Annotated in this window: 14 protein-coding genes and 1 pseudogene; 7 read left to right on the forward strand and 8 right to left on the reverse strand. The window is 57.2% G+C overall.

The features are described 5' to 3' along the window. Positions 1-4 precede the first annotated feature (4 nt). The 3 genes from bcsB to bcsQ are packed head-to-tail and all read right to left on the reverse strand — an operon-like array spanning position 5 to position 5,663. Entirely contained in the window at positions 5-2,308 is a 2,304-nt protein-coding gene (gene bcsB, locus BZL43_RS09015) for a cellulose biosynthesis cyclic di-GMP-binding regulatory protein BcsB (RefSeq protein ID WP_256582821.1), read from the reverse strand. After that, positions 2,305-4,536, reverse strand: a complete 2,232-nt coding sequence (bcsA, locus tag BZL43_RS09020) for a UDP-forming cellulose synthase catalytic subunit (protein ID WP_095631976.1) — start codon at positions 4,534-4,536, stop codon at positions 2,305-2,307. The genes bcsB and bcsA overlap by 4 nt, the downstream gene beginning before the upstream one ends. After that, entirely contained in the window at positions 4,533-5,663 is a 1,131-nt protein-coding gene (gene bcsQ / locus BZL43_RS09025) for a cellulose biosynthesis protein BcsQ (protein WP_095631977.1), read from the reverse strand. Before bcsQ ends, bcsA begins: the two co-directional genes overlap by 4 nt. Positions 5,664-5,914: 251 nt before the next feature. Here bcsQ and BZL43_RS28265 point away from each other — a divergent pair, with 251 nt between their 5' ends. Then, positions 5,915-6,067 carry a hypothetical protein gene (locus tag BZL43_RS28265; RefSeq protein ID WP_168185075.1) on the forward strand — a complete coding sequence of 51 codons (153 nt, stop codon included), beginning with the start codon at positions 5,915-5,917 and terminating at the stop codon, positions 6,065-6,067. Between the two features lie 239 nt (positions 6,068-6,306). Here BZL43_RS28265 and BZL43_RS09030 read toward each other — a convergent pair whose 3' ends face one another. Continuing rightward, on the reverse strand, positions 6,307-7,683 hold the full coding sequence (locus tag BZL43_RS09030; protein WP_177409322.1) for a nodulation protein NfeD: 1,377 nt from the start codon (positions 7,681-7,683) through the stop codon (positions 6,307-6,309). Positions 7,684-8,054: 371 nt separating this feature from the next. Between BZL43_RS09030 and BZL43_RS09035 the strand changes: the two are divergent. The 4 genes and pseudogenes from BZL43_RS09035 to BZL43_RS09050 all read left to right on the forward strand — a co-directional run bounded on the left by BZL43_RS09035 (position 8,055) and on the right by BZL43_RS09050 (position 12,479). Further along, positions 8,055-8,423, forward strand: a pseudogene (locus BZL43_RS09035) (L-serine ammonia-lyase, iron-sulfur-dependent, subunit alpha). A gap of 28 nt (positions 8,424-8,451) precedes the next feature. Then, positions 8,452-9,474 (forward strand): GlxA family transcriptional regulator, encoded by a 1,023-nt coding sequence (locus BZL43_RS09040; protein WP_095631979.1) that lies wholly within the window; start codon positions 8,452-8,454, stop codon positions 9,472-9,474. A 227-nt stretch (positions 9,475-9,701) separates the two neighbouring features. After that, positions 9,702-10,913: a M24 family metallopeptidase gene (locus BZL43_RS09045; protein ID WP_095631980.1), complete on the forward strand. Its 1,212-nt coding sequence runs from the start codon at positions 9,702-9,704 to the stop codon at positions 10,911-10,913. A 225-nt stretch (positions 10,914-11,138) separates the two neighbouring features. Next, complete coding sequence (locus tag BZL43_RS09050; RefSeq protein ID WP_095631981.1) at positions 11,139-12,479, forward strand: MFS transporter; 1,341 nt, start codon at positions 11,139-11,141, stop codon at positions 12,477-12,479. Between the two features lie 127 nt (positions 12,480-12,606). Here the strand turns inward: BZL43_RS09050 and BZL43_RS09055 are convergent, their stop codons facing one another. The 3 genes from BZL43_RS09055 to BZL43_RS09065 all read right to left on the reverse strand — a co-directional run bounded on the left by BZL43_RS09055 (position 12,607) and on the right by BZL43_RS09065 (position 16,113). Further along, positions 12,607-13,623: a GlxA family transcriptional regulator gene (locus BZL43_RS09055; protein ID WP_095632023.1), complete on the reverse strand. Its 1,017-nt coding sequence runs from the start codon at positions 13,621-13,623 to the stop codon at positions 12,607-12,609. A gap of 260 nt (positions 13,624-13,883) precedes the next feature. Then, the gene (gene gabP, locus BZL43_RS09060; protein WP_095631982.1) at positions 13,884-15,260 is read right to left on the reverse strand and encodes a GABA permease; all 1,377 of its coding nucleotides are present in this window, start codon (positions 15,258-15,260) and stop codon (positions 13,884-13,886) included. Positions 15,261-15,330: 70 nt separating this feature from the next. Further along, positions 15,331-16,113, reverse strand: a complete 783-nt coding sequence (locus BZL43_RS09065) for a creatininase (RefSeq protein WP_095631983.1) — start codon at positions 16,111-16,113, stop codon at positions 15,331-15,333. A gap of 492 nt (positions 16,114-16,605) precedes the next feature. Between BZL43_RS09065 and BZL43_RS09070 the strand changes: the two genes are divergently transcribed. Beyond that, positions 16,606-17,385 (forward strand): SDR family NAD(P)-dependent oxidoreductase, encoded by a 780-nt coding sequence (locus BZL43_RS09070; protein ID WP_095631984.1) that lies wholly within the window; start codon positions 16,606-16,608, stop codon positions 17,383-17,385. A 45-nt stretch (positions 17,386-17,430) separates the two neighbouring features. Here BZL43_RS09070 and BZL43_RS09075 read toward each other — a convergent pair whose 3' ends face one another. After that, positions 17,431-17,949 carry an isochorismatase family protein gene (locus tag BZL43_RS09075; RefSeq protein WP_095631985.1) on the reverse strand — a complete coding sequence of 173 codons (519 nt, stop codon included), beginning with the start codon at positions 17,947-17,949 and terminating at the stop codon, positions 17,431-17,433. Positions 17,950-18,271: 322 nt separating this feature from the next. Here BZL43_RS09075 and BZL43_RS28780 point away from each other — a divergent pair, with 322 nt between their 5' ends. Next, positions 18,272-18,565, forward strand: coding sequence for a hypothetical protein (locus tag BZL43_RS28780; RefSeq protein ID WP_168185076.1), 294 nt, complete (start codon positions 18,272-18,274; stop codon positions 18,563-18,565). Positions 18,566-18,820 lie beyond the last annotated feature (255 nt).

Below are 18,820 nucleotides of genomic sequence, written 5' to 3' on the forward strand. Positions count from 1 at the left end.
CGACTCATTGACCAAGACGACGTCTGGCCTGTACGCGCAGGGCCAGGTAGGCCATCGAAGCAAGCAGCAGGATCCCCAGGAGCGTGAACAGCATGAGCGCCATTACGTTTTGCGAGAGGTACCACTGCAGATAGCGCAATGGGCCCAAGCTCCCGACGTAGTAATCCTGCTCGGCGACCAGCGACTCGACATGCTTGCCCCTGACCACCACCAGACTACCTTGCAACTCGCGGGCGTTTTCTTCGTTGCTGAGCAGGGCGTTGGTCACGTCGGCCAAGCCGTTGGGCCTTGCGCTGGCGATAAACACCACACTGCGGCCACTCTTGAGCGGCGATTCGAATCCAGTCAGATACGCACTGCCATCGTCCGCGGTAAACCTGAAGCTGCTGCGCGCTTCACGCAGATTGGTTTTCGTATCCGGGCTGATCCAGTTGCGCAGGCGCAAGGGCAGGTCAGACAGTTCAACGTACTGCGCAGCGTCTTCGCCCTTGGCCGGCAGCAGGCTTTGCCATTGCTCAAGCAGTGGCTGATTGTTGCCCGAGGCGAGCACCAACAAATCCCGGTCGCTTTGCTCGGCCACTTGGTCAGCGTGGGCCACCTTCACGCCGGTGGCCGGGTAACCGGTGGAGTCGCCGAAGCGGCCCAGCAGGGTCAGGTAGGCGCTCAGATCGGCTGCGCCTGGCTCGTTGGGCAGGATCACCGCTGTTTCAGAAAGGTCAGCCATGCGAGTGAACGGGAAGCCACTGTCCTTGAACACCCCAAGGTTGGGCATGGCCATGAAATGTTCGTATTGGCTGAGGTCCAGGGTCGAGTCCGGGTCGATCACACCGCGCATGTTGTCGATGATGATGTCGCGGCATTCGCCCTGTTTGATGTAGTCATACATGAAGCGAAATTGCAGGCGTGATTGCAGCGCAACGGAATTGAGCGGCAATAGCATGCGCGACGTGCGGGCCAGGCTGTCGTCGGTTTTGAGCATCGCCAGCAGGCTGTCGCTGTTGCCGAGTTTCTCGATCGAGGGCAGATCGATCGACTTGATGAAGGTGTCGTTGAAGTTGACCAGCAACGAGGAGTTGGTGGAGACCGGTTGCGGCGTATAGCGGTATTTCAAGTCCAGTTGCGCACCGGGCTCACGCCAGTTGAACAGGTCCGGTGGCAAGCGCAGCGCAACCGTCATTTGCCCCGGGTTATAACCCGACACATTGAGTTCTGCGGGCTTGGCCAGTTCACCCAGGCGAACCGGGCGATCGGAGGGCAGCCAGTTAGGCGCGTCGTACGGTTGGCGCGGCTTGAGCGAATCGATCCGGTCAATCACTACGCTCTGCCCGGAAAAGGCCGACCCACCGAGGGCCAGCGCTGTCGCGGCAATCTTGAGATCGGCGCCATCGCGCCCGGAGACGATCAACAGTTTGCCCTGAGCATCATTGGGGTTGCTCACAAGCGTCAATGTCGGCCCCGTGGCCTCTTTGATCGGTAAGCCACTCACGGTCGTTGTTTCGCTGCCGCTGACAAACACCACGGCGTTGCCTTTGGCCGGCAGGCTGGTGAGGCTGGCGGGGAAGGTTGCGCCGCGGTAGCTGGCCAGGGCGCCAAACCAGGACGACAGGATACCGGCGGCCTCAAGCTCAGGGCCGGCCGGGCGCGTGGCGAACACGAAGGGCAGCTTCAGGGGCGAGGCGTCTCGACGATCGAACAAGGGCAGCGGCAGGGCGGACAGGTCGTTGGGCTGTTTAATCGAGGACACCTGGAGGCTCAGCTGGCTCTCGTTGCTGATCCGGGCCCAAAGGCTGGAGTGCAAAGGGTCTTCACATTGCATCGTGTAGTGACCGATGAACTGCAAGCTGAGCCGGTTGAATTCGGTGATGGTCTGCGGCGGAATCTGCACGGTCCGGGTCTGCAATTTACCGGCCTCTTCCTTCGGGAGGGGCAGGCTGGCGGCCACTTGATCGTTGACCAGCACATTGATCTGCGAAAGGTCGGCCAGCAGCGCCGGTGAGTAGCTGTACTGCAGCGTGACCTGCGCCGCCGTGACGACTTCATCGGCGCGCACATCGAAGTTCACACTGTCGGTAGCCTCCACGCCTTTAAGAGTCATCGAATAGCTTTTGCCCAGCTCCTTGAGGGTGCGGGTATAGCTGTTGCCCGGGGCATCGGCCACGGGCAACGAGGCCACCGGCATCATCGCCGGGTCTGTGGCGTTGAGTGGGGCGGCAGCGCTCAAAGCCCAGCCGCTCCAGCCCATTAACGAGCAGGTGATCAGCATGAGTGAGCGACGAGGAAGAAAGGTCCGGCGAGTGGAAGGCTTCAAGATCGTTGCGTGTCCGCGGTGGAGTCGATAGGTGATGGAGTGTCCGGGCGTTTGCGCAGCAGCGCCTGGCTGTCTTTCAGGGCTGCAACGAACAAGCGCAGGATGGCGCGAAAGCCAATGCTGCTGACCTCGCGCAACGCCGACATGGGCGCGTCGAGGCGGCCGTTACCCCACGTGTTGGCCCAGGTGTCGGCCCGTGAAAAGGTCAGTCGCACCAGTTCGCTTTGCTGGCGCAGGGGCAACGCCTCGAATTGCACGCCCGCCACGTTGTCGTTGCTGAAGACCGTTTTTGCGGGAAAGAGGCTGGAGGGCGGTGTGCGCAGAATGCACAGCTGCAGCTTCTCATTGACGTTGAGCAGAACCTGCGGTGGCAGTGCCAGACCCACGCCGTTTTGTGAAAAGTCCCGGGTTACGCAATCGAACCAGGTGCCGTCTTCGCGATAGATGCGCACGGGCAGGTCCGCGGGCACCCGGGGTTCGTTGCGCACCTGAGAGGACTCAGTGGCAACCGCCACAGCGGTGCTGACGATGACGATGTTGTACACGGTCCAGGCCAGGTTGATCAGCAGGGTAGTGGCCTCGGCAGAATCACTCCCGATGAGTTTCACCACGCCGATCGCCAGACCGATCATGTTCAAGGCCAGCAGGACGATATAAGGCCGCGCGAGCTTCCAGTTGAAATAGTCCTTTTCGATGGTGCCGCCCTTGTCGGTCACGTTGAATTTGCCCAGCGAAGGGCTGATCAGGGCCAACAGCACCGGTCGCATGATGTACCAGGCCAATACCGACTCATACACTTCGTTCCAGAAGGAATGACGGAAGCGCCCCTGGATGCTGGAGTTGGTCAGGCTGGAATGGAAAATATGCGGCAGTACATAAACCGTGACCATCAACGCCGAGGCATGGAAAATCTGCGCGTCAAAAAACAGATAGGCCAAGGGGGCGGTCAAGAACACCAGGCGGGGCAGGCTGTAGAAGAAGTGCATCATGGCGTTGAGGTAGCAAATGCGCTGCCCCAGGTTCAGTCCTTTGCCAAACAACGGATTGTCGGTCCGAAAAATCTGCGCCATGCCCCGCGCCCAGCGTATGCGCTGGCTGATGTGTCGGGAAAGGCTTTCGGTGGCCAGTCCCGCCGCTTGTGGAACGGCGAGGTAAGCGGTATTGAAACCACGGCGATTGAGCTTGAGTGCCGTGTGCGCATCCTCGGTCACGGTTTCGGTGGCGATCCCGCCGACTTCCAGCAAATGAGACCGCCGGATGACCGCGCACGAGCCACAGAAGAATGCCGCGTTCCACAGGTCGTTGCCGTCCTGCACCAGGCCGTAGAACAGTTCACCTTCATTGGGGACCGAGCGAAAGGTATCGAGGTTTTTTTCGAACGGATCGGGTGAATAGAAAAAGTGCGGCGTTTGCAGCAACGCCAGGTTCGGGTCCTTTAAAAACCAGCCCATGGTGATCTGCAGGAAGGAGCGGGTGGGCACGTGGTCGGCGTCGAATATGGCAATGAATTCGCCATCGGTGACTTTGAGTGCCTCGTTGAGGTTGCCGGCCTTGGCATGTCGATTGTTGTCGCGGGTGATGTAGTTGACACCAATCTGCTGACAGAAAACCTTGAATTCTTCCCGGCGTCCGTCATCGAGCATGTGCACCCGCAGTTTGCCCTCGGGCCAGTCAATGGCTTGAGCTGCGAGCACCACCAGTTTGACGATACCCAATGATTCGTTATAGGTCGGAATGAAGACGTCTACCGTCGGCCATTCTGCGGGTGGCTGTTGCAGAAACTGCGGTTTGCGGTGCAACGGCCAGGCGGTCTGTACATAGCCGAAGATCAGGACGAGCAAGGCATACAGTTCGGCCAGCACCAGACCGTAACCAAATACGGCATCCTGCCAATTGTCGAAATTCAAGGTGTCAGTCAGACGCCAGTACATGTAACGCAACGAGGCGATCAGCGAGAGGGTGATCAGGGTCAGGATCGCCAGACGCCCGGCCTGCTTGCGGATGAACAGGCTGGCCACAAAACAGACGGCAGCGAACACGGCCTGGGAATACAGATTCAGCGGCGCAGTGAGAATACCCAGCACCAATAATGCGGCCATCAGCCCGGCAGATATCTTCAGGCCCTGGCGCCAACGCAGGGGCCATCGACTGACGCGAGCCTGGAAAGTATCCAGCAGCCCCTGCAACCACCATGTCTTTGCAGGTAGCTGGTTCAGTTGGGCGGTCATGGCGTGCCCTGCTGGCTGCAAGTGTCCGCGAAAAGCAGGGCATGGACCGCGCCGGACAGCGAAAGAATGTCGTGACAGCCAATGCTCTCAGGTGCGTATTGGAGGAGGTCCCGACCATAGGCCAGCGACTCGTTGAACTGGTGATCGAGGCGAATCGTCCCGATCAGGTCAGCACCTAGCCGCCGCACAAACAGCACGCCCATGTCCCTGCTGAACGTACGCGAGTCATCCCGTTGATTGAGCACATAGCGGTGCCGTTGCCCACGTCGACGGGTGGTTTCCAGCCACTGGGTCATGGTGTCCAGTGCCAGGTAGGAGGCCGCGTCGGCCACCGTCATCACCAGCACCAGATCGGCGGTGTCGAGCGCCTGTTGCGAATAGACGGTCGCACCCGAAGGTGTGTCCAGGATCACGGTATCGTTTTCGCTGAGGTTCATGGACGCAAGGTGCTGATTCAACCAGTCAGAATCTTCAAGCATTAACTGCCTGAGTAAATGGCGGTCATCCATCTCGCCAGTGCCGAAGGGCAGGCACTCACTGTCGCTAAAGCCTGGCAGGCGATGAGCGCCCCAGTCTGCATCCTGCTCTTTGAGCTGGATCAGTCCGGGAACCTGCCGGGTGATACCCAAGTGGCTGGACAGCGCATTCTGAGGGTCCAGATCAATCGCGATGGTGCGCCCGCCAGGGCGCCGAAGTGTTTTTGCCAGGCCAGCGGCGACGGTGCTTTTACCCACTCCGCCATTCGCCGAAACGATAGCAATGACCTTTGCCTTGGTCCGCTTGCGAGTCGTTTCTGGCAGACCGTCTCGACGAACCTGGTTGAGTTCACGCAACAGATCGCTCAATCGCTGACGGTCACCCGTACCAGAATTCGCAGGTGGCTCGGTCAGAAGAGGGAACCTGGGCGCGCCAATCAATAGAGAAGGCTGTGGCTCGTCCGGTAAAAACGCAGCGGGCGTTGGCGTTGATGTGGGGGGAGGCAAGACTACCGACGGTTCTGGCTTAGGCAGTACAGGTGTAATCGGATCGTCTTTGAAATCTTTATAGTTCGGTTGTATTTCCTGGTAGGTCTCTGTATTGGCGCCAAAACGTGTAAAGAGTTTCGTAATATCGTCTACATATTTCATGCGTTGTACCAGGAATGAAATAACTCTCAGAAACTCAGCATTCCATTAACTTAACAAAGTTGATGTGTCGTCTTGGCGTTGGCAGAGTGCCATTAATCTAGGATGCCGGCGTCTGGGTGTCAATGATTGTTATAAAAAGTCAGCGAGGTCTGTTAATGTTAATTTGAGTGTTATTAAGATGTTATGTTATTCGGGAAAAGTATGGAGTGTTGGAGTGGGTCTAATAATGACGGTTCGGCGGGGGCAGTGTGATGATGGGTAATGGAGGTGCTTTGTTCAGGGGCTTTCGGCGCAATGGCGTGTTGATCGCCTTCAATGATCTGATGCCGGGTTATGCATTAAATAAGTTGACTGATGTATTAAAAATGGGAGTGGCGATTTCAAACGGAGTTTATACAGCTTGAAAATAAATCCATTCCTGCTTCAGTAATAATAGAAACCTTGGGTTTTACACTCTAGGGCGCTAGAGGGAATTTCGTTTCCCGCTCCAAGCATTAAAAATGGACCGTTGAAAAGAGGCCCATTTTTTTCGACTGAAGAACAGTCTTTCTTGGCTGTTTGCGCGACGTTCCATCGGGGTTGGCGTGAAAAGCCGGTCGCTGGATTGAATAACTGGCACTTGGCCGGGCTTGACGAACACGCATCAATCTCCTTGCGAGGGCGTTTCCTCCAGCGCAATCACATCCAGCATCACGCCCGTGCGCGCCACCACCCGGACCTGTTGGCCCAGGCGCAGGGGCGAGCGACTCTGTACTTGCCATCTTTCACCCTGCAATTGCACCCAGCCGCTCATCGGCATACCCGGCAGCAGTCCCGTCACCGTGGCCTGGCTGCCGACCAAACCCGCATCGCCGCTGACCAAAACACGGCGTCTGGCCTTGAGCGCCATGCCGACCAGCGTCATCAGCAACAAGGCGCTGATCAGTGCGACGCCGATGATCAGTGCCAATGGAATGCCGAAGCCCGGTACATCGGTGTCGATCAAAATCACTGCGCCCACTACAAAAGCAACCACCCCACCGAAGCCGATTACACCGAAACTCGGTAGAAACGCCTCGGCGATCATGAAAGCGATTCCTAGCAGAATCAGTCCGACCCCGGCGTAGTTCACGGGCAACAGTTGCAGGGCATACAGCCCCAGCAACAGGCAGATGCCACCGAGCACTCCACCAATGCCCGACCCTGGGTTCATGAATTCGAAGATCAAGCCATAGACCCCCAGCATGATCAGCAGCAACGCCACGCTGGGGTTGGTGATCACCGCCAGCAGTTGTGTGCGCCAATCAGGCGCATGGTCGATGAGTGCAGCCCCGGCGGTGTTCAGCTTCAACGTCTGACCAGCGACATTCAGGCTCTTGCCGTCCAGTTGCTTGAGCAGGTCTGCCACATCATTGGCCACATAATCGACCACCTTGAGTTTGAGCGCTTCGTGGGCGGACAGGCTGAGCGACTCACGTACCGCTTGTTCGGCCCAGTCGGCATTGCGTCCACGTAGGTGCGCAAGGCCACGGATGTAAGCCGCCGCATCGTTGATCTGTTTTCGAGTCAAGGTGTCCTGCTGTTCACGCGCAGGATTCTTGTCGGTGCCGGGTGGGCCCGGCGGCTCAGGCGCGGTCCCGGGCAGGCCGCCGATCTGCACCGGTGTAGCAGCGCCCAGGTTGGTGCCGGGGGTCATTGCGGCAATGTGACTGGCATACAAAATATAGGTGCCGGCGCTGGCCGCCCGTGCGCCACTGGGGGTGACGAAACTTGCCACTGGCAATGGGCTGGCCAGAATCGCCTTAATAATCAGGCGCATCGAGGTATCCAGCCCGCCAGGGGTGTCGAGGCGGATGACCACCAACTGCGCGCCCTCGGTCACCGCACGCGCCAAGCCGCGCTCGACGTAGTCGGCACTGGCCGGGCCAATAGCATCGTTGACGGTCAGAACCACGACACTGCCTGCAGCCGTTGTTGAACCCATCGGTAACCCGATCAGCATTATCAGCAACAGCAGGCGGCACCACCAGTGACTGTTCACGGGACCTCCAGTTGCGTGTATTACGGCCTGCAATCCTCACTTAAAGCGTAGTTGAGTCCATTATGGGCGACACCGGCGTGACGGTTAGTCCATTGCCTCTGCAGATAGGAGCGATTCTGAATTTCGAACAATACGTCATTGGCTGGCGGGTTGATCGGACTTGCATGGACTGTGACGTACATCCGACAACATAGGCATCACGCGACAAATTGGCGGGCTACGTGACCTTCAACCCGCAATTGGTAGTGACGAACACTTTAGAGTCGAATTCTGACACTTCTGGGTGATCCCGGACGCCGACAATCCGGTTGGTTACTGACAACCTTGAAAGCGGCACGCGGAGATCAACGATGGCTATCAGTACTTTTGACTTGTTCAAGATTGGAATCGGCCCCTCCAGTTCCCACACCGTTGGCCCGATGCATGCCGGGGCTTTGTTTGTCGATGCCTTGCGGCGAGACATTCTGTGTAAACACAATGCGTCGATCTCGGGGGCCAAGGTCGGTTGTCAGGGCGAGGTCGATTCAGCCTGCCCGATGGCGGCTGCCGGTCTTGCGGAAATCCTGGGAGCCAGTTCCGAACAAGTGGAAAACGCGGCGGAAATCGGCCTGGAACACAACCTCGGGCTGACCTTCATTTCATCTCGCTGGACCGGGTCATCCGTACCAGGTGTCGACATGCACGACAAATACAAAGAGACCTCCCGTGGCGGGCTGGCTGTCAGCTCCATTGAGTGCTGAACCACCTTGAGCAACAGGAGAGTGATACATGCTGAAACTGACTCAATCTTGCCGGCAACAACCGCCGGCACTGCGCATCGGCTTCTGGTTGCTGGAAGCCTTTGACTTGTACGCTCTAGCCAATGCGCTGGAAGCATTGCGCTTGGCCAACCAGGTGGCCAGACGCAACGTCTGCCAGTGGCAGATTCTCAGCCTGGAAGGTCGGGATCTGAACGCCAGCAACGGCATTGCCACTGCCACCACCCGACTGGATCAGGCGCAATCGCTGGATGTGTTGATCCTCTGCGGTGGCGACAACCTGCACACTCGAACGGAGCATCCAGTCCTGCGTCAGCAGCTGTACCACTGGGCCGCGCAGCCGGTGGGCCTGGGTGCATTGGGCAAGGCCGGTTGGCTGCTGGCGCAGGTTGGCGCGCTGGATGGTTTCCGCTGCAGCCTGCCGGAGCCCGATCCAGCTCTATCGTTTTCCGCTTTCAGCGATTTGAGCCCAGTGGCCGCACCGTTCTGTGTCGACCGCCAGCGTCTGACGTGCGTCGGCCCGCAGGCCGTTCAAGGGTTGATGCACGAACTGCTGGCCCGGACCCACGGTCGTGGTCTGGTGCTGCGCATGGAAAAATACGCAGCCCGTCAAGCCAGGCCTCTGCAACCGATGCACAACACCCCGGCAAAGCTTCAGGCGACACTGGCATTGATGAATGATCACCTGACTCGCACATTGGGTATCGACGAACTGGCAGAGGCCATGGGCATTTCCCGCCGGCATCTGGAGCGGCTGTTCAAACGCAGTCTGGGTTGTTCGCCGTCCAGACACTATCTGGACTTGCGCTTGCAACAGGCACGTCAGTTATTGCGCGCCGGTGAACAGTCGCTGTCGGATGTTGCTGCGCAGTGCGGATTCGTTTCGCTGCAACATTTCTTTCGCTGCTATCGCCAGTACTTCGGCGCGCACCCTCGCGACCATATGGCTGAAAGCTTGCAGCAAGGATCAATGTCAAAAGCAGCGGCTTCATCGCGAGTAAGCCCGATTGTCGGTCCGTCGCTCGCGCACTGACCTCGTTACCCATTGCCAATGCCCCCGCCAAGCGGCTGATATCGCGCTTTTCGGGGGCATTGTCGTTTCTGTCGAATGACCCTCTGGACCACCTTCGTAAAGAGCGGATCTGATCAACTACAGGTCGGATTCGCGCAAAAAAACTGTCCTTGCATCTGTTCGAATGATCTACAGCGGCCCGCCAGAGTGGCGCCTCCGTCGCTCAATCACTGACAAGGATAAATGACATGCAAATGCCGAAAACCATTCAGATCAAGAACGGCGAAAAAGTGACTCCGACATTCTCGGCTCAGGAATATGCCAATCGCCAAGCCAAATTACGGGCGTATCTGGCGCAGAACAATATCGACGCGGCAGTCTTCACGTCCTATCACAACATCAACTACTACAGCGATTTCCTCTATTGCTCGTTCGGTCGCCAGTACGCATTGGTTGTGACTCAGGACAGCGCTGTGACCATCAGCGCCAACATCGATGGCGGTCAACCTTGGCGCCGCACCGTGGGCACTGAAAACATCGTCTACACCGACTGGCAGCGTGATAACTATTTCGTCGCGATCCAACAAGCGTTGCCCAAGGCCGGGCGTATCGGTATTGAATTCGACCATCTCAACTTGCTCAACCGCGATAAGCTCGCCAGTCGTTATCCGCAGGCCGAACTGGTGGATATCGGCGCGCCCTGCATGCGTATGCGCATGATCAAGTCCGCCGAAGAACACGCGATCATCCGTCAGGGTGCCCGCGTCGCGGACATCGGCGGTGCCGCCATCGTCGAAGCCTTGCGTGATCAGGTTCCAGAATACGAAGTGGCCCTGCACGCCACCCAGGCCATGGTCCGAGAGATTGCCCGCACGTTCCCTGACTCCGAACTGATGGACACCTGGACCTGGTTCCAGTCCGGCATCAACACCGATGGCGCCCATAACCCGGTGACGTCTCGCAAGGTCAACAAGGGCGACATCCTCAGCCTCAATTGCTTCCCGATGATCGCCGGTTACTACACCGCGCTGGAACGTACCTTGTTCCTGGATCACTGTTCCGACGAACATCTGCGGTTGTGGGAAGTGAACGTCAAAGTGCACGAGGCCGGTCTGAAACTGATCAAACCGGGCATGCGCTGCTGCGATATCGCCCTGCAATTGAACGAGATCTTCCTGGAACACGATCTGCTGCAATACCGCACCTTTGGCTATGGCCACTCCTTCGGCACGCTGAGCCATTACTACGGCCGCGAAGCCGGGCTGGAACTGCGCGAAGATATCGACACCGTACTGGAACCGGGCATGGTGGTGTCCATTGAGCCGATGATCATGCTGCCCGAAGGCCTTCCGGGTGCCGGCGGTTATCGTGAACACGACATCCTGATCGTCAACGAACAGGGCGGCGAAAACATCACCAAGTTCCCGTACGGCCCGGAACACAACATCATCCAAAAGTAAGACCTTGCGCCGCACAGTGAACCTGTGTGGCGCTTTACTTTTAGGAGTGGCAAAAATCTTCCCGGCGGCTGAGATAAACCGGAAAAAAACAACGCATGCTCGTCAAGAACGCGCAGCATCTACTGACCCTTAACCCTGCCAAGTAAAACAATAGAGGGTATTTGTCATGTTCTACGTCCCGACTTCCTTTCTCGATAGCAGCGCCTCTAGCGCCAGAGGTGCCCGATGAGCAGCCAAAGCGCAAACTTGACGCCGACCCTGGCACAGACACTTGAACAAACCGCCGAGCGCAAGGCCTTGCGGCGTGCAGCCAGTGCAAGCTTCATGGGTAACTTTGTCGAATGGTTCGACTACGCGGCCTATGGCTATCTGGCCACCATCATCGCGGTGACCTTTTTCCCGCAAACCGACAAGACGACCGCGTTGCTGGCAACATTTGCAGTGTTCGCGCTGTCGTTTATCGTCCGCCCGCTGGGGGGATTGGTCTGGGGCCATTTTGGTGACAAGTATGGGCGACGCAGTGCATTGTCCTGGTCGATTCTGATCATGTCCATCTCGACCTTTTGCATCGGGATCCTGCCGACTTACCACCATATCGGCTTGTGGGCACCGGCGTTGTTGTTGCTGATTCGCTTGTTCCAGGGCTTCTCCGCTTCAGGTGAATACGCCGGGGCATCGGCCTTTCTCGCCGAGTACGCCCCCGAGGGTAAACGCGGCTTGTACACCAGTATTGTCCCGGCGAGCACGGCGGCCGGTCTGCTGTTTGGCGCGGTGTTCGTGGCCGGTCTGCATGAGTGGATGAGTGTCGAGGACCTGCACAGTTGGGGATGGCGCTTGCCCTTTTTGCTGGCGGCGCCGTTCGGGTTGGTAGGGCGCTATATCCGCGTGAGTTTGCAAGACACACCCAAGTTCCTGGAGATGGAAAAACGCCTTGAGGCTAAGGAGTGCGCGACCCACGCTCCCGTTCGCGAATTGCTGACTGTGCATCGGCGCAGCGTGTTGATCGGGATTGGCGTGACTTGCCTGAACGCAGTGGCGTTTTACCTGTTGCTCAGCTACATGCCGACGTATCTGTCCACCGAAATGGGCATGAGCGAGAGTGATTCGTTCCTCGCGTCGACGGTGTCGCTGGCGACCTACATCGGCCTGATTTTCCTGATGGGCAAGCTGTCTGACCGGTTTGGCCGCAAAACCATGTTGCTGACCGCTTCGGTGTTGTTCCTGGCGCTGACATTTCCGCTGTTCGGCATGCTGGAGAACCAGCCGCTGATCGTGATTTTGATGATCCAGATTGCCTTCGGCGCCATCCTGGCGATGAACGACGGCACCTTGCCGTGCTTCCTCGCCGAGATATTCCCCACCCGCGTGCGTTTCAGCGGTTTTGCTTTCAGCTTCAATATCGCCAACGCCGTGTTCGGCGGCACCGCTCCGTTTATCGCAACCTGGTTGATTCAACTGACCGGCAACAAAATGGCCCCGGCCTGGTACTTGCTGGCAGCCGCGGCGGTGGCGTTGGTTGCCATGCTGGCTAGCCGGGAAACGGCGCATAAAGCCTTGCAGGACTGACAGATCAGGTGTGTTTGGGGAGGCTCGCTCCCACAGTGACCGAGTTGTCCAGACGGACGCGGTTTAATGTGGGAGCGAACCAGCCAACATCCATGTTGAATGCCCGCCTGCCATCGCGGGCACCCCGTCAATGCACCGCAGCCACTTGTTTACGCTCACCGATAGGCGATACCCCGAAGAAGCGGCTGTAGCATTTGGAGAAGTGCGCAGGTGATACAAAGCCGCAGGCAAGGGCGATATCGCGTACTTGCGACTCGCTGCGCAGCAGCAATTGCCGCGCCCGTGAAAGGCGCAATTCCAGATAGTACTGACTCGGCGTGCGTTGCAGGTGCTTGTGAAACAGCCGTTCCAGTTGCCGCACTGATACCTCGTTCAAACGAGCGAGTTCCTCAAGGCCCACCGGCTCCTCGAGATTGGCTTCCATGATCGCCACCATCTGACTGAGTTTGGGCTGGGACGTACCCAGTTTTTGCCGCAATGGCACCCGCTGTTGCTCCTGCGCGCCACGCACCCGATCACACAGTAGCAATTCGGCCGCATGGGCTGCGATGTCCCGACCACCCGGTTCGCGGGCAATCAATTGCAGCGTCATGTCCATGGACGCCACCCCACCGGAGCAGGTGTAGCGATCCCGATCCAGCTCGAACAGCTGGTTGGAAATGATGATTCCCGGAAAACGCTCCTTCAGCGCTTCGATGTCTTCCCAGTGAATCGTGCAGCGATAGCCCTTGAGCAAATCGGCACGTGCCAACAAATGACTCCCCGTGCAAATCCCCCCCAGTGGTACCCGATCATGTGCCAACTTGCGTAGCCAATTGAGCAGCGGTCGACTGCTGTGATTGGAGACGATCGGGTTGGATCCTACAACGAACAGGATGTCGAGCTTGGGTGCGTCTGTGATGGTGTAGTCGGGCAGGATGCGCATGCCATTGCTGGCGGTGACCGGCTCCAGGCTGGCGGCGATGATTACCGTGCGGAACATCGGTTTGCGCGCGGCCATATTGGCCATGCGCAAGGTTTCCACGGCGGAGGCGAAGCCGATGGTGGTGAAGTTGGGAATGACCAGAAAGCCCACGGTTTTTACCGGCCGTTGTTCGTTAGCCGAACGTCCTGCGGCGTGTTTCGCCACTTGGAGTTTCGCCATCATTACCGCTCCTCAACTGCATAAGTGACGCGCTCTGTGGCAAGCCGCCGACATCGGCAACATCATCTCGTTTTTATGGTTGTTAACGCTGCTTACGGGTTTTCTGATCTTACACCGTGTCCAGGATCAATAGGCATATCGAAGAGGACGAAGGGGGATGGGTAAAAAAACGGCCCGCTCATCGTGGTAAGCGGGCCGCAAAGAGGTGAGCGGTTAATCGTTGGAGCCGTATGTAAATGAAACGTCGAGGGTTTATGTGTTCACGCCAATTCAGCTTTGCGCACGGTGCTCTTCCTGGCATTGAAAATGGCACCCATACAGACGATGGACAGTGTAAGCGCCCCCGTAGCAATTACCTCCATGCGGTGCTCGGGCAAAATCAACATGACAATCAGGATGCTCAAGATGCAAAAGATAACCAGGTAGCTGAGCCAAGGGTAAAACCACATCTTGAAGGTGATCGGCTGTTCCGAAGCATTCATCTTCCTGCGAAGTATCAGTTGAGAAACAGCAATGGCCAGGTAGACCAGCAGCGCAACAGCGCCAGAGCTGGCCAGCAGGAAGGAAAACACTTCGTTGGGTGCAAAATAATTCAGTGCTGTGGTCAGGAAGCCAACCGCTGTACTGGCCAGCACCGCAATATAAGGGACCCCTGAAGAGGAGGTCTTCTGAAGAACTCGAGGGCCGTCCCCGCGTTTGCTCAGGGAGTAAACCATGCGTGACGCTGTATAGATGGCTGAGTTAAGGCAACTGGCGACAGCAATCAGTACGACGATATCTACAATCATTTTCGCGTACGGAATATTCATCAACTCAAGCGCTCTCTGATAAGAGCCGACTTGCACCAGCATCGGATCGTTCCAGGGCACGATGGAGATGATGAGGAACACCGAGACGATATAGAAGATCCCCATGCGCCAGACGACGGAGTTAGTCGCACGGGTGATTTGTCTGGAGGGGTTCTGGGATTCGGCCGCTGCAATGGTGACGATTTCTGTGCCCATGAAGCTGAATACTGTGGTGAGCATTGCACCGATAACGGCGGTCATCCCATTGGGCATGAAACCACCAAACTCTATGCTTAATTGAACGACACCACTCACGGTCGTATCAGGTAATGCGCCAGCCAAGGCAAGCGCACCAAGCGCGATAAAACCCAGTACCGCAATGACTTTGAGCATGGCGAACCAGAATTCGAACTCCCCGTAACGAGCGACACTGAACAGGTTGGTCAACGTCAGAAGACCGGTTACCGCGATCGCAAATTCCCAGGTTTGTATCGAGGGAAACCAAGCGTGCAAAATCGCAGCGGCTGCAATCGCTTCGATTGGAATGACCAATACCCAGAACCACCAGTAAAGCCAGCCAATGGTAAAACCGGCGCTACGTCCCATCGCCCGCTCGGCATAGGTCGAAAATGATCCTGTATCAGGCGATGCTACGGCCATTTCTCCCAGCATGCGCATGACCAGCACCACCAGGGTGCCGGAAAAAATGTACGCCAGAATGGCGGCCGGTCCCGCAGAAGCGATGGCGTGTCCTGAGCCGATGAACAGTCCCGCACCGATGGCACCGGCAATGGACAACATGGTGACGTGACGCTGCTTGAGGCCTGGGGCCAGAGTTGAGCTAGACATGAGACTTACCCTTTTTATTATGCTTGGAGGGTTAACTGCAGGTTCTTGTTTTGGCACACCCTTGTGCTCGTTATGTTTCTAAATCAAAAGCCTCTCGTACTGCGGCGCTGATGCCTGAGACACACACTTCAAGAATCAACTCGCCTTTCTCGCGAGTGGAACCCTTAGGGGATGACAGTGTTCCGCAGGCTGGTGTGCGCTCCGGGATGATGGGGAAGACGTCGTACGGCGCAAAGGTCGCTGGCGGGTGATCAATTGCACGACTCAGATCGACCTTGTCGGGGTGAAGAGCCAGCATCAAGGACGTTTCGAAAATACCGCCATGTTCTATATCCCAGCCGAGGAATCCTTCGGGATACAGCTTTTTGATGACGCCAGGATCGTTAACGAAGTCCCAATAGGACAGCACCACTACTTTGAAGTCATTGATGCCAGCGTATCGAAGTTCACGAAGCGCAAGGTCAATGCCCTCGACAATGAACATCGAGTTTTCATAGTGACCATTCATCATCACCAGTTTGCGTGCGCCATGACGCGCCAGTTCTCTGATGATGTCCTGCACGGTATGGGTCAGCGTGGCGCCATCGAGACTGGTCGTCCCAGGAAAGTGGTTGCCGCCTCCTGATTTCTGCTGAGACTTGTAGCCATAAGCGAGTGCAGGCAGAACCAGACCGCTGACATTTTGCGCTACCGCTTTGCATATCGCCCTCGGCAGCAGAACATCGACCTCCATGCACAGGTGATGGCCATGCTGTTCAAGTGCACCCACTGGCAGAAAGATCGGGCAGCCGGTAGCGACTTGCTCGACATACTCCGGCCACGTGAGTTCTCCAATAACGACGCTGTTGTTCATCTACACACCCTCTGAAAGTGATTGACCGTTTGGTGGTTTTTAACCGATGGATGGGGGCGTTTGCCGATGACCTGACTAACCCTTTGGATAGCTGGAATCGAAGGTGGCGCGTAGAACAATTCGATCAGAGGGGGAGGGCGGCGATTTGTCTAAATCCGACCCGTAAATGACAAAACACCCTATAACTTGTCATTTCTGTCCGGTTATCGGACTAGAGTTCACTGCTTTTGAGGGAAAGGGGCCATGAGTCGGATCTGACAAAGTCCAGGTCGGGCGCGTATAAAAACGGGTAATGGCGACCTGCTGCAATGCATCCAGCCAATGATGCGTGGGGTTAGCAGCCGCGGGTCATGAACTTCAAGCCGGGCAGGCCGAAAGTGGCGAGGTCGAGCGCACCTGCCGCTCACAATTCTTAATGCATCAATACGGGCGGGCTAGCATCTACTCTGGACTGTCAGACAGTACTTCCTGTGTAACCCTGTGGAGCCTGCAATGTTCAAGAACTGGAGTGGTCAGGTCGCGTTGGTCAGTGGAGCAGGTAGCGAACATGGGATTGGTCTAGCGATCGCGCGACGGCTTGGGGACTTGGGCGCAAAGCTGATCATCACCGGCAGCAGTGCCCGTATCCATGATCGCGTCGCGGAACTGAGCGCGGCAGGTTACGAGGTGCAAGGACGCGCTGCAGATCTCACTCATCCGGCTCAGGTTGTCGAACTGGTGACCTGGGCTGAGTCGCTATGGGGGCGAATCGATGTACTCGTGAACAACGCCGGTATGGCGATTCAGGGTGAAGCCGAAACGTTTTCTGAAGTGGCCAGTATGAGCGTCGATATGTGGAACACGTCGATTGCCCGTAATCTGACCACTGTATTTTTGCTGACCCGCGCTGTGTTGCCGGGGATGCAGAATCGTCGTTACGGACGCATCGTCCATATCAGTTCTACGACCGGCACCCGCGTCAGCAACCCTGGCGAGGCCGCGTATGCGGCGGCGAAAGCGGGGATTGTGGGCATGAACATGAGCTTGGCGCTGGAAGTCGCGCCATACGGCATCACCGTGAACTCTGTTGCCCCTGGGTGGATCGCGACGCAATCGAGCACAGCAGAGGAAATGACCGCAGCGCAGTATGTTCCCGTGGGGCGTGCCGGTAGACCAGACGAGGTCGCTGCGGCGGTAGCTTTTCTTGCTTCTCCAGAGTCCAGCTACATTACGGGCGAGCTTCTCGTGGTCGACGGGGGCAACTGCCTCTCTGAGAACAAAAGCCCCCGTTGAGGGCTAGGAGCTTGTTAATTTCTTGGTCAATTCAGCCAGAGCGTTTCAGAAACGCCAGTCCTCAGCGTGCATGACACGACAGAATGGGCCGGCCAGGGTTGCGTTGTGATGAGCGATGATACTTTCGGCCTTCAACGCAGGAGTGTCGGCGCAGGTATGACCATTGGCGATCAGCACTGCATCGAATCCAAGATCGCGTGCGGCGCGACAAGTACTGTCGACACAATACTGGGTCTTCATTCCGGCAATAACCACGCCCTGAGATCCACAAGCTTTTAACCGATCGGCCAGATCAGTCCTGTAGAAAGCGTTGGGTCGGCTTTTTTCGAAGATCACCTCGTCGCCTTCCAGTAACAGTTCCTGCACCAGTTGCGTCAACGGGCTTGCAGGTTCGATAGGCGAGCCAGGCGGACCTACGTGGCGAGCAAGAAAAATAGGTGCGCCTGCCTTGCGGGCTTTGCTCAACAGGCTATTCAACGTGTTCAGCAGCGCTTCGCCATTCCATGGTTTATCCGGGCCATGAAACAATCCAACCTGCATATCGAGAATCAACAGTGCATGCATCGTGCTTTTCCTTGCGTTTGGGCCAGCGACGCAAGGGCAAAAGAAAAGGCCCTGTCCATCGCTGGCGGGCCTTTGAAGTTCGTGCGTTATGGGTTCACGACACCTCTCACGACTCGCCTCTGGCGGTCGTGGTCGTGGTGGTCGAGGCAATGCGTAACTGATTCATAGAACCGACAGTATCCGCAGGGTGCCTGGTTGGCAAGGTGGCATGACCTGCACAACGACTACTTTTTGTATCGAGTGCGCTCAAAAACGTTTTTACCCACCCATTGCGGACGGTCGTGGGTTGTTCCAGGGCTTCGCACTAGCGGCGATAGTAACCGTGAGCGTCATTGTAACGATGCCGCATGGCCCGATCCTGGTGGCGCTCCCAATCACGATGGCGTTCAGCTTCTCGGCGGGCTTGCTCCCTTCGCCATTGATCTCTGCGCCACTGATCTCTGCGCCAGTCGTCTCGGCGCCAATTGTCTCTACGATCATGCCAATGGCCGTCATGCCGGTATCGGTCGTCATGGGCAAGCATAAGTCCTGGTTGCTTGTCGGCCATACTGCCCACGGTCAGCCGAAGGTGGTCGGCGGTCTGGACAGGAGCCTGAACGGCTGGGACTTCAGTTGAGAAAACAGGGGTTGAGGTCTTCATCTGTGTGGCTGATGCCGAGCCCATTGCCGCGAATGCGAACAGGCCTAAGAGCACCATCCGTGGGACATGGAATTTCATGAGCGAAGGCAACCTCTGAATGACAATTGGGCGTGTGGCCATCTGGCGGCGGGAAGCCTGCGGGGGCGTGCTTACCTGGCGAATGTGGCTATCCACATAGACCGACAAATAGGGAAAAGTTCTAGGGAGCCGTTGCTTAAATAGCCAACGTGT

This window comes from Pseudomonas sp. PICF141 (assembly GCF_002286815.1).
Lineage (GTDB): Bacteria > Pseudomonadota > Gammaproteobacteria > Pseudomonadales > Pseudomonadaceae > Aquipseudomonas.